Below are 14,467 nucleotides of genomic sequence, written 5' to 3'. Positions count from 1 at the left end.
AGCCCATGTTTGGTTACGTGAGGCCGCCTCTCGATCAGCTGCCCGAAGAAGAAAGGGAGCGATTCCGCCGGCTCTACTGCGGACTGTGTCACACTCTGCGCCGCCGCTGCGGACTGCCCGCCCGGTTCATTTTAAACTATGACTTTGCGTTTTTGGCCATCCTGCTCTCAGGCGGGGAGGAGCCGGAGACGCTCTGCGCCCGGTGCGTGGCAAGTCCGGTGAAAAAGCGAACCTATTGCGGTGGGAATCCGGCGCTGGATTTAGCGGCGGACGAAAGCGTGATTCTGGCCTATTGGCAGGCGAAGGACGGCGTAGCTGACCACGGCTTTCGCAAGGGGCTGAAATATCGCGGCGTGGCGTTGGCCTTGGAGAACAGCTACCGGAAAGCCGCTGCGGCCAGACCTGAGTTTGACCGCGTGACCCGAGAGCAGCTAAAGCGTCTTGCGGCCATGGAAGAGGCAAAAGTTCCCTCGTTGGATGAGCCTGCGGACGCATTTGCCCAGCTGTTGGCGGCCGCTGCGGACGAAGCGGAGGGCGAAGCCCACCGCCGCATTCTGCGCCAGATGCTCTACCATCTGGGTCGGTGGGTTTATTTGATGGATGCTGCGGACGACCTGAAAGAGGACGCAGTCAGCGGAAATTATAACCCATTGATCTACCGATACGGTCTTGCGGACGGGGTTTGGACACCGGAGAGTCGCGCGTCTTTTACCCAGACCGTGGACCATTCCATCCGTTTACTCGCCACGGCTTATGAGCTGTGGGATTTTGGGTGCTGGGCGCCTATTTTGGAAAGCACCGTGTATGCGGGGCTGTTTCAGGTCGGAAAAGCTGTACTTTCCGGCACGTACCGGGCGGAACGTCCGGCGCGGAAGAAAGATAGAAATGTTGAGGAGACCACATGAACGATCCCTACAAGGTTCTTGGCGTTCCCGAATCCGCAACAGATGCGGAAGTGAAAAAAGCATATCTGGAGCTGGCGCGGAAGTACCATCCCGACAACTATCACGACAACCCTCTGGCGGATCTCGCGCAGGAGAAAATGAAAGAGATTAACGCCGCTTATGAGGAGATCAACAAGCGTCGGGGCAGCAGCCGGGGCGGCGGAAGCCGCAGCTCTGCGAGCTATGGCGGTTCCTCTGCCGGCTATGGATATGGTTATGGCGGCGGTGGGTCTGCCCAGCAGTCCGGCAGCTCTGTTTTGCAGCAGGTGCGTATGTCCATCAACGCCGGTGACCTGAGTCGGGCTGAGGCACTGCTGGGCAATTATGCGGACCATAGCGCGGAGTGGAACTTCCTCAAGGGGGCTGTCTGCTACCGCCGGGGCTGGCTGGATGAGGCCAAGCGGTATTATGAGACTGCCGCGCAGATGGACCCGGGCAACCGGGAATATCAGCAGGCGCTGGATTTCATGGACGGCGCGGGCCGCTCGGCCTACAGTCCTCACGGCAGCTTTGGAACGGATTTGTGCGGCGGCAGCAGCCTGTGTCAGCAGCTTTGCTGCACGTATTTGCTGTGCAACGGATGCGGATTTATGGGGTTCCGGTGCCTGTGAGATTTACTGTCCCTGCTGAACAGCGGAACCAAGCAGGGATTTTATTTGGGAGGGGTCAAAGTTGATTAAAAGCATGACCGGCTACGGCCGGGCAAGAGAGACGCTGGAAAAGCGGGATATCACTGTGGAGGTTCGATCAGTCAACAACCGGTATTTGGACTGCACGGTGAAGCTGCCGAGAGCTTATGCTTTCGCGGAGGATACGGTGCGCAAGCATGTGCAGCAGACCGTCTCTCGGGGTAAAGTGGATGTCCTTTTCACGATTGATTCTACCGGCGCGGACACCGCAAAGGTGATGGTGGATCGCGGTCTTGCGGCGGGCTATGCCGCAGCGTTGCGGGAGTTGGCAGAGGTCTGCGGCACAGAGCCGAAAATCACGCCGGAGGTGCTGGCCCGATTCCCGGACGTGTTGAGCGTGACCAAGGCGGAAGAGGATTTGGATGCGTTAGGCGCGGATATCTGCACGGTGCTGGATAAAGCACTGGCGGCTTATAACACCATGCGGGCTGTGGAGGGTGAAAAGCTGGCCGAGGACATTGGCGGTCGGCTCACCACCATCGAGACTCTGACGGAAAAAGTGGAGGCGCGTTCTCCGGAAACCGTTTCCGAATACCGCCAGAAGCTGACGGCGCGAATGGAAGAGGTGCTTCAAAGCACCACCATCGACCCCCAGCGGATTCTTACAGAGGCCGCGATTTACGGCGACAAGGTGGCCGTGGACGAGGAGACTGTCCGGCTTCACAGCCACGTTGCCCAGCTGCGGGAAATGCTGAAGGCCGACGAGCCTATGGGTCGAAAGATGGACTTCCTCATTCAGGAGGTCAATCGCGAGTCCAATACCATTGGTTCTAAATGCTGCGATGTCTCCATCGCTCAGATAGCAGTGGACTTGAAAGCGGAGGTCGAGAAAATCCGCGAACAGGTCCAGAACGTGGAGTGAGGCCGTGAAATTGATTAACATCGGCTTTGGGAGCTTGATTTCTGCCGACCGTCTGGTGGCGGTGGTCAGTCCGGATTCCGCGCCGGTGAAGCGCCTGATTCAGGAGTCCCGGGAACGGGGCATGCTGATCGACGCCACCTATGGGCGGAAGACCGCCTCTATTTTTATCATGGACAGCGACCATGTGGTGCTCTCCGCGCTGCCCAGCGAAAAGCTGGCGGGGCGCCTGGGGACTGAAATCATGGGGGAAGAGGAAGAATAGGATGCAAAAGGGAAAGACTTTTATTATTTCAGGCCCCTCGGGCGTGGGAAAGAGTACGGTTTTGAAGGCACTTTTGGAAAAGCGGCCTGATCTGTACTTCTCCGTCTCCGCCACCACGCGGGACCCCCGTCCGGGTGAAGTGGATGGCGTTCACTATCACTTTATGGATGTGGACGCATTCCGTCAGCGGATTGCAGAGGATGCGTTTTTGGAATATGCGGAGTACGTAGGCAATTTTTATGGAACGCCGAAGCGGTACGTGGACGAGGCCATGAACGCGGGCCGGGATGTGATTTTGGATATAGAGATTCAGGGTGCGCTTCAGGTCTGCGGCAAGCGACCGGAAACGGTCCGCATTTTCATCTCACCGCCCTCTTGGTCGGAGTTGGAGCGGCGCTTGACCGAGCGGGGCACCGACTCTCCGGAGAAGATTCAAAAGCGTCTTCTGCGGGCCAAGGTGGAATTCCAGACGGCACATACCTACGATTATTTCGTCATCAACGACACCGTGGAAGATGCCGTGGAGGAACTGGACGCCATCATGACGGCAGAGCACTGCAAGCCTGCTGAACGCATGGAGATTATCAGCGGACGTTGACACACAGCGATCCATTCATTTATTTTAAGCCGAAAGGCAGATAGGAAGATAACTACTATGATGCTTTATCCTGCAATGAGTAAGCTGAACAGCTACATTCCCAACCGCTATATGCTGGTGAACGTGGTGGCTCGCCGGGCACGGCAGATTTCTGAGGCCGCCGAGGAGATGGGTGAACCCCTGAACGACAAGCCGGTGACATTGGCCATTCGCGAGGTTGCGGAGGGCAAACTGGACGCCCGGGGTATGGACCTGACCATTGAGGAAGATGTCGTCGATCAGGAGACGGAACAGCTCTAAGCCGTCAATCGGGGAGGGATGCAGATGGAGTGCGCAGAAATTGCAAAGGTCGCCGTCAGCGCCGCGACATATTCCATCGACAAGCCTTACGACTATCTGATTCCTGAACCGCTGCTGGAAAAGGCACAGGTGGGTGTGCGGGTAATGATTCCCTTCGGCATGGGAAACCGCAGCTGCGAGGGTGTGATTCTGGCTCGGGAAACGGGCGCAAAACGCGCCGGTGTGAAAGCGCTGGAATCCGTTTTGGACGATGGGCCGGTGCTGGACGGGTGGGGCGTGTCCTTGGCGCTGTGGATGCGCCAGCGATATTTTTGCACCATGTACGAGGCGGTGAAGACCATTCTGCCCGCGGGCCTCTGGTATCAGATGAAGGAGAACTTCACCGTGGCGGAAGGATTGGACCGCGCCGCCGCGGTCGTTCTTGCCGGAAAAATTCGGGATGCGGACTGCGCACTGAATGCGTTGTTCGCCGCCGGAGGCAGCGCAGAGTTGTCTCAGCTGAAGGCCAGCTGCGGCGACGGGGTGGAACCGACGCTGCGGGCGCTTTGCAAAAAGGGCGTCCTGACTTCGGATATCACCGCTATGCGGCGCATCGGAGACAAAAAACGCCGTATGGCGGAGCTGACCATGGATGCGTCAGAGGCTCTGGCTCTGGTGGAGCCGCGAAAAAAATCCGCACCGATGCGCTATGAGGTGGTTTTGCTGTTGTCCGCCACCGGTCGCGCCTCGGTGCAGGACATCTGTTATTTTACCGGAGCTTCCGCCAAGACCCTGAAGGGACTGGAGAAGTCCGGTATTGTGGCGTTTTCAGAGGAAGAACAGCTTCGTGTCCCGGAGCCGAAAACAGTGCAGCCCGGAGTGCCCATCATTTTAAATGAGGAACAGCAGTCTGCGTTTGCCCACCTGTTGACTCTGACGGAATCCGCAAAGCCGGAGGCAGCACTCTTACAAGGTGTTACCGGCAGCGGAAAAACCCAGATTTACATCCGTCTGGCGCAAGAGGTTTTAAAACGCGGAAAGTCCGTGATTGTGCTGGTTCCAGAAATTGTGCTGACACCGCAGATGATGGAAAAGTTCTCCTCTTATTTTGGCGCGCAGGTTGCCATGCTCCACAGCGCTTTGCGCATGACGGAGCGATATGACCAGTGGAAGCGCATCCGCCGGGGCGAAATTCGGCTGGTGCTGGGAACCCGATCTGCTGTGTTCGCGCCGATGGAGAATCTGGGACTCATCATCATGGACGAGGAGCAGGAGGGGAGCTATCAGTCGGAAAACGCGCCCCGGTATCACACCCGCGACATTGCCAAATTTCGCTGTGCCCAGTGCGGTGGACTGCTGGTGCTCGGTTCTGCCACCCCCACGGTGGAGACTGCGTGGAACGCGAAACAGGGTACGTATCGCTACGAGTTGCTCCGTAGACGGTACAATGAAAAGAGTCTGCCGGAGGTTACCATCGTGGATCTGCGGCAGGAGATCAAAGCTGGGAATGCCAGCGCGATCAGCAGCCCACTGGAGCGGGAACTGCGGGAAAATCTGAACCGGGGTGAGCAGAGCATCCTTTTTCTAAACCGGCGAGGTAACAGCCGAATGCTGGTATGCGGCGAGTGCGGCAACGTCCCTACCTGTCCCCGATGCAGCGTCTCCATGACCTATCATTCTGCCAATGGACGGCTAATGTGCCACTATTGCGGCCACTCCCAGAGAGCCAGCGACATCTGCGCGGAGTGCGGCGGAATCATGAAGCACATTGGGGCAGGAACCCAGCGGGTGGAGGAGGAGCTGCGGGATCTGTTTCCCGGCGTGGGCATTTTGCGAATGGATGCAGACACCACCGGAGGAGATCACGAAAAGCTGCTGAATCAATTTGAAAAAGAGAAAATCCCCATTCTTTTGGGTACCCAAATGGTGGCAAAGGGATTGGATTTTGAAAATGTGACGCTGGTTGGTGTGCTCAGCGCGGATTCGTCTCTGTATCTGGACAACTACCGCGCTGCCGAACGGACTTTCAGCCTGCTGACGCAAGTGGTGGGGCGGGCCGGAAGAGGTGAGAAGCGGGGGCGGGCGGTTATTCAGACCTACACCCCCGGGAACGAGGTCATTCAAAGCGCAGCGCAGCAGGATTATGAGCGGTTTTACGAAGGCGAAATTATTATGCGCCGCTTGCGGCGCTACCCGCCCTTTGCCGACTTGATTACTCTTACCGTCTCTGGTGGGGACGAGGGAACGGTGCTCCGGGCGGCAATGGCCTTGCGAGACGAGCTGCGGGAGCTGATGGCGGACGAGACGATGTGCGCTTCAGAACCGGAAATTCTCGGTCCTGCCCCCGCGCCAGTGCTGAAGGTGAACAACCGCTTTCGATACCGAGTCTTTCTCTCCGGCAAAAACGACAAACCCACCCGGGACCGGGTGGCATGGCTGCTGCGCCAGTTCGGCAGGCGGCGGGAAAACCGCGGGCTGAACCTGTTCGCGGACTGCAACGCGATGGATTGATCGCAATTTTCAATTGGGAGGTCAACACAAATGGCTTTAAGAAAAATCGTGGAGGTAGGCGAGGAGTGCCTGCTGAAAAAGTGCCGTCCCGTGACGGAGTTTAATAGGCACCTCAGGGAACTGCTGGACGATATGGCGGAAACCCTGACCGACGCTAGCGGCGCAGGACTCGCCGCGCCGCAGGTGGGCGTGCTGCGCCGGGTGTGTTTGGTGCTGGACGAGGGGACGGAGGAGTATCTGGAGCTTATCAATCCGGAGATCATCGCCCAGAGCGGAGAGCAGACCGGAATTGAGGGCTGCTTGAGCCTGCCGGGAAAGTGGGGCATTGTCTCCCGTCCCAACGTGGTGCGTGTCCGGGCACAGGATCGGGACGGCAATTGGTTTGAGGCGGAGGGCGAGGGTCTGACGGCCCGGGCATTTTGCCACGAAATTGAGCACCTGGATGGACATCTCTTCTCTGAGCATGTGGACCATTTCCTTTCCGATCAGGAACTGGAGGACTATATGGAAGCCGAGGCGGAGGAATCCTCCGAAGAAGGCGAAGAGACGAAGGAGTAATGTCCATGCGCATTTTGTTTATGGGGACCCCGGAGTTTGCCGTGGCGTCCCTGAAACGTCTGGTGGAGGATGGACACGAACTGTGTGGCGTTCTCACTCAGCCGGACAAGCCAAAAAATCGAGGGATGAAGCTGATTCCAACACCTGTAAAGGAATATGCTTTGACAAAAAATCTGCCCGTTTTTCAGCCTCAGAAAGCGCGGGACGGGGAGGCTATGAGCATCGTTCGTCAGCTGGATCCGGAGCTAATCGTGGTGGCGGCCTACGGTAAGATTCTGCCGGAAGAGCTGCTGAACTACCCGAAGTACGGCTCCATCAACGTCCATTCGTCCCTTTTGCCGAAGTACCGGGGTGCAGCTCCCATCAATTGGGCGATTCTCAATGGAGAGGCGGAAACCGGCGTTTCCATCATGTATATGGCCGCCGCGTTGGATGCAGGGGATGTGATCGCGCAAGCGCGCACACCCATCGGACCGGACGAGGACGCGCAGACGCTTACCGCCCGCCTTGCCGAGCTGGGCGCGGTGACGCTGTCCGAGACGGTGACGGCCTTGGAAAACGGCTTTGCCACCCGGACACCGCAGGACGAGAGCGCGTTTACCTACGCGCCGATGCTGTCCCGAGAGCTGTCTCCCATTGACTGGACCCGCAGCGCTCACGCCATCAACTGCCAGATTCGGGGCCTGATTCCATGGCCGGCCGCGTCTACCGACGCAGTGAGCGGAGAGGCGATGAAGGTTTTCCGTTCGGTAGAGACGGGAGAGCAAACCGCAGCCAAGCCCGGCACCGTTCTTACCGCTGACAAGCGGGGAATTGCTGTTGCCTGCGGAGATGGCAAGGTTCTTTCCTTGACGGAAATACAGGCCGTCGGCGGCAAGCGGATGTCTGCCGCGGATTATCTGCGGGGCCACCCCATCCAACTTTGAAACGAGGGATTCGATGCACTACGACTACGCTTACTTTTTCGCGAACAATCTGTACTGGGTTCTGCTGATTCCGGTATTCATCCTGTCTTTGTATGCACAGATGCAGGTTTCCGGCAGCTTCAGCCGGTACAGCGCCGTGAATAACCGCCGCCGCATGACCGGCGCTCAGGCCGCCGAGGCGGTTCTGCGGGCCCACGGTGTCTCCAACGTGGCGATCCGCCCCACCCGGGGCCGTCTCACCGACCACTATGACCCCCGGGACAACACCATCTATCTCTCCGAGGATGTATACGGTGCGCCCACGGTGGCGGCGGTGGGCGTGGCCTGTCACGAGGCGGGACACGCGGTGCAGTACGCCCAAGGGTACGGTCCCGTGCGGCTGCGCAGCGCAATTATCCCAATCACCAATCTGGGTTCTAAATTCTCCTTTATTCTCCTGATTATCGGTCTGTTTCTGTACAGCCAGATGCTGTTTCTGGTTGGAATCATCTTGTTTGGCGTTACTACTTTTTTTCAGTTGGTAACGCTGCCGGTGGAATTTAATGCCTCCGCTCGGGCGATTGAGACAATTGAGGGGCAGGGGCTTTTGGAGGATGACGAGCTGCGGGGCGCGAAAAAGGTCCTTCGTGCGGCGGCGCTGACTTATGTGGCCGCGCTGCTGACCAGCCTTTTGCAGCTTTTGCGGTTTGTGACGATCTTCGCCTCTCGGGGCGACAACGGAAACCGCCGGGGAGGCGGACGATGAGCGCCCGGGACACCGCCCTGCGGGTGCTGAGTGCTGGACGGACGGCCTCTGCTTGGGCAGATGCCAGCCTGAAGGCCCAGCTTCAGCGGGACGGTCTTTCCGGCGCGGAGGCGGGCCTTGCTACGCGCATGGTGTACGGCGTTTTGCAGAATCGGGCATTGTTGGACTTCTATCTGGGGGCCTACTGCACTCAAAAGGTGGGCCATTTGCAGCCGCCGCTGGCGGATATCCTTCGGCTGGGTGCGTATCAAATCCTGTTTTTGGACAAGGTTCCGGATCGAGCTGCGGTAAATGAGTCCGTGGAACTGGCAAAGCGGAATAAGCGGGGACAAGCCGCAGGGCTGGTCAACGCTGTTTTGCGAAAAGTTTCTCTGAATAAAGATACCTTACCTCCCATCCCACGCCGGGACGAGGCCCAGTATCTCTCCGTGCGGTACAGCCATCCCAAGTGGCTGGTAAAGCGGCTTTTGACCCTGCTGGGCCGAGAGGAGGCAGAGGCATTCCTCGCTGCTGATAATGGCATCGTGCCGCTGACCGTGCAGGTCAACACGCTGAAGACTACTGCGGAAGATTTGGCGGCAGAACTGACCGCCGCAGGCGTAACCGCGGCCCCGCACCCTTGGGTTCCGGATTGTCTGGAGTTGTCCGGCTCCGGCGATCTGACGGCGCTGGAGGCGTTTCAGACCGGGAAATTCTTTGTGCAGGACCCTGCCGCCAAGCTGGTGAGCCTGATTTCCGCGCCTAAAAAGGGCCAGCGTGTCATCGACGTGTGCGCCGCTCCCGGCGGAAAGTCCTTTGGCGCGGCCATCGCTATGGAAGACCGAGGCGAAGTTCTTGCCTGCGATCTCCACGAAAATAAGCTGAGTCGTATCGAGGCAGGGTCCGCGCGGCTGGGCCTGAAATCCATCTGGGCCTTTGCCGCTGACGGAACGGTTTTCCGCCCCGAGTGGGCGGAAAGCGCCGATGTGGTGCTGGTGGACGCTCCCTGCTCAGGTCTTGGAATTATCCGAAAAAAACCGGATATTCGGTATAAATCTCCCGATGATCTGTTTACACTTACCGTGGCGCAATCCACCATTTTGGAAAACGCCGCGCGGTATGTAAAGCCCGGCGGCACGCTGATTTACTCCACCTGCACCATCCTGCCGGAGGAAAATGGTCAGGTTGTGGATGGTTTCCTCTCCGGGCATCCGGAATTTTCCCGGGAAACCTTCACGCTGCCCGCGCCGATGGGCGAGCAGCCGGGAGAGTTGACGCTCTGGCCCCACCGCCACGGAACCGACGGCTTTTATATCTGCCGTCTGCGGCGGAATTAAGAGGATCTTTGTATGACCGATTTGAAATCACAAACGCCGGAGGAACTGACCAAGACCTTGAAAGCTATGGGAGAGCCCGCTTTTCGCGGAAAACAGGTGTTTACATGGCTCCACAAGGGCGTTGGCTCCTTTGACGAAATGACGAACCTGTCCAAGGCCCTCCGGGAAAAGCTGGCGGGTACCTGTGCCTTCACGCCGCCAAAGGCGGTGCGTAAACAAGTCTCAAAGCTGGACGGTACGATCAAATACCTCTGGGAACTGGCTGACGGAAACTGCATCGAATCCGTTTTGATGCAGTATCACCACGGAAACACCGTATGCATTTCCTCTCAGGTGGGGTGCCGGATGGGATGCGCATTCTGCGCGTCCACTATTGCTGGAAAGGTTCGGGACTTGACGCCCGGAGAGCTTTTAGATCAGGTGATCTTCACCCAGAAAGATTCGGGACTCCCCATTTCCAACATCGTGCTGATGGGGATTGGAGAACCGATGGACAATCTGGACAACGTGCTGAAGTTCTTGGAGCTGGTGAATCACCCTGATGGACTGAATATCGGGATGCGCCACATCAGCCTGTCCACCTGCGGCGTAATCCCCGGGATTGAGCGCTTGGCGGAGCTGGGTTTGCAGCTGACGCTGTCCGTATCCCTTCACGCGCCGGACGGGGAGACTCGCTCCAAAATCATGCCGGTGAACCGGGCGTATCCTGTAGAGGACCTGTTTGCCGCATGCCGCCGATATTTTGAGCGGACCGGACGGCGCATCTCTTTTGAATACGCCATGATCGACGGGGTGAACGATCACGATTGGCAGGCAGATCTCATCGCCGAGAAGGTTCGCGGGATGCCGGGCCATGTGAACCTCATCCCGCTGAACGATGTGGTGGAAAGCCCGTTCAAGCCGTCCAAGCGGACGGCTGCGTTTCAAAAACGGCTGGAAACCCACGGACTCACCGCCACGGTACGGCGGAGTCTTGGTGGGGATATCGACGCTTCCTGCGGACAGCTCCGCCGGAAGGCCATGGAAGAACAGAAAGGGGAGTGATCGACATGCAGGTCTGGGGCATCACGGATATAGGTCTGGTCCGCAGAGACAATCAGGACGCTTACGCCGTACGTGAGCGGACAGATAGCGGCCACACCGTTTGTGTGGTCTGCGACGGCATGGGCGGCACCGCCGGCGGCAGTCAGGCCAGCCACATCGCGGTAAATACCTATGTAGGGGAGCTTGAAAAGATCCTCGTACCGGACATGACGCCGCAGCAGCTGCGGGAGGCATCGTCCTTTGCAGTGAGCCTTGCCAACCGGGCCGTCCGGGAGGCGGCGCAGCAGAGCGAGGAATACGCCAACATGGGCACAACGCTGGTCTCCGCCATCAGTTGCGCGGAGGGCGCGGTGGTCAGCAATGTGGGCGACAGCCGAGCCTATCACATCACGCGGTCGGCCATCACCCGCGTGACACGGGACCACTCTCTGGTAGAGAGCATGGTGGAGCGGGGCGACATCACCGCTGAGGAAGCCCGCCGCCATCCCAACCGCAATCTCATTACCCGGGCGCTGGGGCCGGACGCACAGATCGAATGCGACGGTTACATATGCCCGCTGGAGCCGGGAGAATTTCTCCTGCTGTGCAGCGACGGACTGGTGGACACCGTGACCGATCAGGAGATGCTGGACGAGGTGAATCGCGCCCAAACGGGAGATGTCTGCCTTGCAAGGTTGCTGGAAATTTCAAAGAGCCGGGGGGCCAAAGACAACGTGACTGCGGTTTTGATGCGCAGGACGAACGAGAAGGAGGCGATGTGACATGGTAGATCCCTATATTGGAAAAATGCTGGACAACCGCTATGAGATTTTAGAGCGGATCGGCACGGGAGGCATGGCCGTCGTCTATAAAGCCAAATGCCATCGTCTGAACCGACTGGTGGCGGTGAAGATTCTGAAGAGTGATCTGGCGCAGAACGAGGAGTTCCGCCGTCGGTTCCACGCGGAGTCCAAGGCAGTTGCCATGCTGTCCCACCCCAACATCGTCTCCGTGTACGACGTGTCTCAGAGCGACGATGTGGAGTACATCGTCATGGAGCTGATCGACGGTATCACTCTCAAGCAGTACATGGAGAAGCGGGGCAGACTGGATTGGAGAGAGTCGCTGCACTTCACCACACAGATCATGCGGGGCCTTTCTCATGCCCACAGCCGTGGTATCGTCCACCGGGACATCAAGCCCCAGAACATTATGGTTCTGCGGGACGGCAGCGTGAAGGTAGCTGATTTCGGCATCGCGTGTCTGGAAAACTCCGCCCAGACGCTAACGCAGGAGGCCCTTGGTTCCGTCCACTATATTTCGCCGGAGCAGGCCCGGGGCGACCGTACCGACGCCCGTTCCGATATCTACTCCGCTGGCGTGGTTCTCTATGAGATGCTGACCAATCGCCTGCCCTTTGAGGGGGATTCCGCTGTCTCCGTAGCGATCCAGCATCTCAGCTCTATTCCGCTGGCTCCCCGGGAGATTGATCCCAACATTCCAGAACCGTTGGAGCTGATCTGCATGAAGGCCATGGCCCCCGACCGGGACCGGCGGTACGATTCTGCCGAGGCCATGATCGCTGATTTGGATGCCTTTCGCAAAAATCCGGGCGTAGAGCTGGATATTGACCCCAAGGATCTGCATCCGGAGGAAACGGACGAACCAACCCGCCTGATCCACACCGGTGCGGTGGCAGCGGCCACCGCCCAGCACCATTCGTCTCGAGAGCTGCAGAGGGAATCCTCGCGGGATTATGACCGGGGCTATGACCGAAATTACGACCGGGACTACGACCGGGAGAACCCCCGGAAACCGGCCCAGCAAATCTCTTCTGGAAAGCGCACAGCTATGATCGTCGGGGTCGTGGTGGTCGCGCTGGTGGCAATCTTCTTCCTTGCCAGAGCGGTATTCAGCTCTATGGAAGCGGGGGAGACTTATACCGTTCCCAGGGTTGTTGGCTATACCGTGGACGAGGCACGGAAGCTGCCCGAAGTAGCCGGGATTTTTGAGATTACGGAGACGAAGTCTGTATATGACAATTCCGCCGTTGGCACCATTCTTGAGCAGGATCCGCCGGAGAATATGCCAAAAAAGAGCAACCTGATCATCAACGTTACCGTGAGTGCCGGAGTGAAGACGGACAACATGCCGGACTTGACCGGAAAAACAGCGCAGGAGGCCAAGATTGCTCTGAAAAATTTAATCCGTGATTTGGACCTAAAGGTTGAAACCAAGGATGAAAGCAACGACGATGTGACGACGAACTGTGTAATCCGCACGGAGCCGGAGGTGAATGCCCCACTGAAAAAGGGCGATACCGTGACGCTGATCATCAGCACCGGTCCAAATAAAACTCCGGTTACTGTGATTTCATTCCTCTCTCTGCCTATCGACAAGGCAAAGGAGCAGGCAACAGCGATGGGCCTCAAGGTGACGCAGAAAGACGTGGAAAGCGGCGAGGCCGCCGGAACTGTGATAGATCAGGACATTCCTGCGAATTCAAAGGCCTATGTGGGCGATACAATCACCCTCTCTGTCAGCAAGGGGCCTGCCGATACGCAAAGCCCTGGCAACGGCGCGGTGGTTACCAAACCCGCAACCTTTTCTCTGCCGCAGGACGGACGAGAGACGGTTCATATGGTGGTTCTGGTAAATGGCGTCTCCAACTATGAGGGCAATGTGAATTGCAGTGATGGGTCCGCCACCGTGGATGTGTCCGGCACTGGTATCGGATCGGTGCAGGTTTATTACGACGGTGTGCTCTTTGAGACGCGGCAGGTGGACTTCAATGCGTGAGGGCCGTATTAAAAAGGCGCTCAGCGGATTTTACTATGTGGAGGGCGATGGCGAACTCCTCCAGTGTCGCGCCAGAGGAAAGTTTCGCAAAGAGGGGATTTCTCCTCTGGTGGGGGACTGGGTGGAGGTTCGGGAGCTGGGAAATGGCGAAGGCTATGTGGAGGCTGTAAAGCCCCGGAAAAATGCCTTTCTCCGTCCCGCCGTGGCAAATGTCGATCAGATCGTCATCATTGCGTCGGAGGCCATTCCCAAAACCGATCCATATCTCATAGACCGGCTCTCCGCCATCGCGGCACTGAAAGACTGTGGTGTGGTGGTGGTGCTGAATAAGTGCGATCTGAACAGCGCGGAGGACCTCTATCATATTTATCGCGCCGCCGGGTTTCCCACCATCCGCGTCAGCGCGGAAACTGGGGAGGGCCTTTCGGAACTGAAGCCTCTGATTTGTGGCAAGCTATCTGCCTTTACAGGGAACTCTGGCGTAGGAAAATCCAGCATTCTAAATGCGCTGGATTCGGAATTTCACCTGCAGGTGGGCGAGATCAGCGAGGCTCTGGGCCGCGGGCGGCACACCACCCGCCATATTGAACTTTACCATCTGGATTGCGGCGCGGACGTGGTGGATTCTCCCGGCTTTGCCTCCTTTGACTCGGAGGAACTGAATCTGGAGTTAAAGCGTCGCCTGCCGGAGACATTCCCGGACTTTGAGCCGTATTTGTACAGCTGCCGGTTTGTGGGATGCAGCCACACGAAGGAAAAGGGCTGTGCAGTGCTGGCGGCACTGAAAGACGGAGTGCTCCAACGCAGCCGCCACGACAGCTATCTCCGGCTTTACGAGGAATTAAAGCCCCTGAAAGAGTGGGAAGAAGCAAAAAAGTAAGTCTCATAAAAACAAAAAGTGCGGATACCGCTTGATGGTATCCGCACTTTATATATTTACCGCCCTGTCCCGAAA

General features: G+C 57.9%; 15 protein-coding genes. All 15 read left to right on the top strand.

The window, feature by feature from the left end:
• The first annotated feature begins 5 nt into the window (after positions 1 to 5).
• The 15 genes from ON16_RS09430 (at position 6) to rsgA (ending at position 14,392) form a co-directional block, all read left to right on the top strand.
• On the top strand, positions 6 to 905 hold the full coding sequence (locus ON16_RS09430) for a DUF5685 family protein (RefSeq protein WP_040661451.1): 900 nt from the start codon (positions 6 to 8) through the stop codon (positions 903 to 905).
• Positions 902 to 1,555, top strand: a complete 654-nt coding sequence (locus ON16_RS09425) for a J domain-containing protein (protein ID WP_040661450.1) — start codon at positions 902 to 904, stop codon at positions 1,553 to 1,555. Before ON16_RS09430 ends, ON16_RS09425 begins: the two co-directional genes overlap by 4 nt.
• 61 nt (positions 1,556 to 1,616) lie before the next feature.
• Entirely contained in the window at positions 1,617 to 2,495 is an 879-nt protein-coding gene (locus ON16_RS09420; protein WP_040661448.1) for a YicC/YloC family endoribonuclease, read from the top strand.
• A gap of 4 nt (positions 2,496 to 2,499) precedes the next feature.
• Entirely contained in the window at positions 2,500 to 2,757 is a 258-nt protein-coding gene (locus tag ON16_RS09415; RefSeq protein ID WP_040661444.1) for a DUF370 domain-containing protein, read from the top strand.
• 1 nt (position 2,758) lies between these two features.
• Positions 2,759 to 3,355 carry a guanylate kinase gene (gene gmk, locus ON16_RS09410; protein ID WP_040661442.1) on the top strand — a complete coding sequence of 199 codons (597 nt, stop codon included), beginning with the start codon at positions 2,759 to 2,761 and terminating at the stop codon, positions 3,353 to 3,355.
• Between the two features lie 57 nt (positions 3,356 to 3,412).
• Positions 3,413 to 3,655 carry a DNA-directed RNA polymerase subunit omega gene (gene rpoZ, locus ON16_RS09405; RefSeq protein WP_040661440.1) on the top strand — a complete coding sequence of 81 codons (243 nt, stop codon included), beginning with the start codon at positions 3,413 to 3,415 and terminating at the stop codon, positions 3,653 to 3,655.
• Between the two features lie 24 nt (positions 3,656 to 3,679).
• Positions 3,680 to 6,145 carry a replication restart helicase PriA gene (gene priA, locus ON16_RS09400; RefSeq protein ID WP_040661437.1) on the top strand — a complete coding sequence of 822 codons (2,466 nt, stop codon included), beginning with the start codon at positions 3,680 to 3,682 and terminating at the stop codon, positions 6,143 to 6,145.
• Positions 6,146 to 6,175: 30 nt separating this feature from the next.
• Positions 6,176 to 6,703: a peptide deformylase gene (gene def / locus ON16_RS09395; RefSeq protein ID WP_040661434.1), complete on the top strand. Its 528-nt coding sequence runs from the start codon at positions 6,176 to 6,178 to the stop codon at positions 6,701 to 6,703.
• A 5-nt stretch (positions 6,704 to 6,708) separates the two neighbouring features.
• Positions 6,709 to 7,629: a methionyl-tRNA formyltransferase gene (gene fmt / locus ON16_RS09390; protein ID WP_040661955.1), complete on the top strand. Its 921-nt coding sequence runs from the start codon at positions 6,709 to 6,711 to the stop codon at positions 7,627 to 7,629.
• A 13-nt stretch (positions 7,630 to 7,642) separates the two neighbouring features.
• Positions 7,643 to 8,374 carry a zinc metallopeptidase gene (locus tag ON16_RS09385; RefSeq protein WP_040661431.1) on the top strand — a complete coding sequence of 244 codons (732 nt, stop codon included), beginning with the start codon at positions 7,643 to 7,645 and terminating at the stop codon, positions 8,372 to 8,374.
• Positions 8,371 to 9,690: a 16S rRNA (cytosine(967)-C(5))-methyltransferase RsmB gene (gene rsmB / locus ON16_RS09380; protein ID WP_040661428.1), complete on the top strand. Its 1,320-nt coding sequence runs from the start codon at positions 8,371 to 8,373 to the stop codon at positions 9,688 to 9,690. Before ON16_RS09385 ends, rsmB begins: the two co-directional genes overlap by 4 nt.
• A gap of 12 nt (positions 9,691 to 9,702) precedes the next feature.
• Positions 9,703 to 10,734 carry a dual-specificity RNA methyltransferase RlmN gene (gene rlmN / locus ON16_RS09375; protein ID WP_040661426.1) on the top strand — a complete coding sequence of 344 codons (1,032 nt, stop codon included), beginning with the start codon at positions 9,703 to 9,705 and terminating at the stop codon, positions 10,732 to 10,734.
• 5 nt (positions 10,735 to 10,739) lie between these two features.
• Positions 10,740 to 11,495 (top strand): Stp1/IreP family PP2C-type Ser/Thr phosphatase, encoded by a 756-nt coding sequence (locus ON16_RS09370; protein ID WP_040661424.1) that lies wholly within the window; start codon positions 10,740 to 10,742, stop codon positions 11,493 to 11,495.
• A 1-nt stretch (position 11,496) separates the two neighbouring features.
• Positions 11,497 to 13,512: a Stk1 family PASTA domain-containing Ser/Thr kinase gene (gene pknB / locus ON16_RS09365; RefSeq protein ID WP_040661422.1), complete on the top strand. Its 2,016-nt coding sequence runs from the start codon at positions 11,497 to 11,499 to the stop codon at positions 13,510 to 13,512.
• Positions 13,505 to 14,392: a ribosome small subunit-dependent GTPase A gene (gene rsgA, locus ON16_RS09360; RefSeq protein ID WP_040661420.1), complete on the top strand. Its 888-nt coding sequence runs from the start codon at positions 13,505 to 13,507 to the stop codon at positions 14,390 to 14,392. The genes pknB and rsgA overlap by 8 nt, the downstream gene beginning before the upstream one ends.
• Positions 14,393 to 14,467 lie beyond the last annotated feature (75 nt).

The sequence above is a fragment of the Oscillibacter ruminantium GH1 genome, assembly GCF_000307265.1.
Lineage (GTDB): Bacteria > Bacillota > Clostridia > Oscillospirales > Oscillospiraceae > Oscillibacter > Oscillibacter ruminantium.
This window is presented reverse-complemented; position numbering and strand designations above follow the sequence as displayed.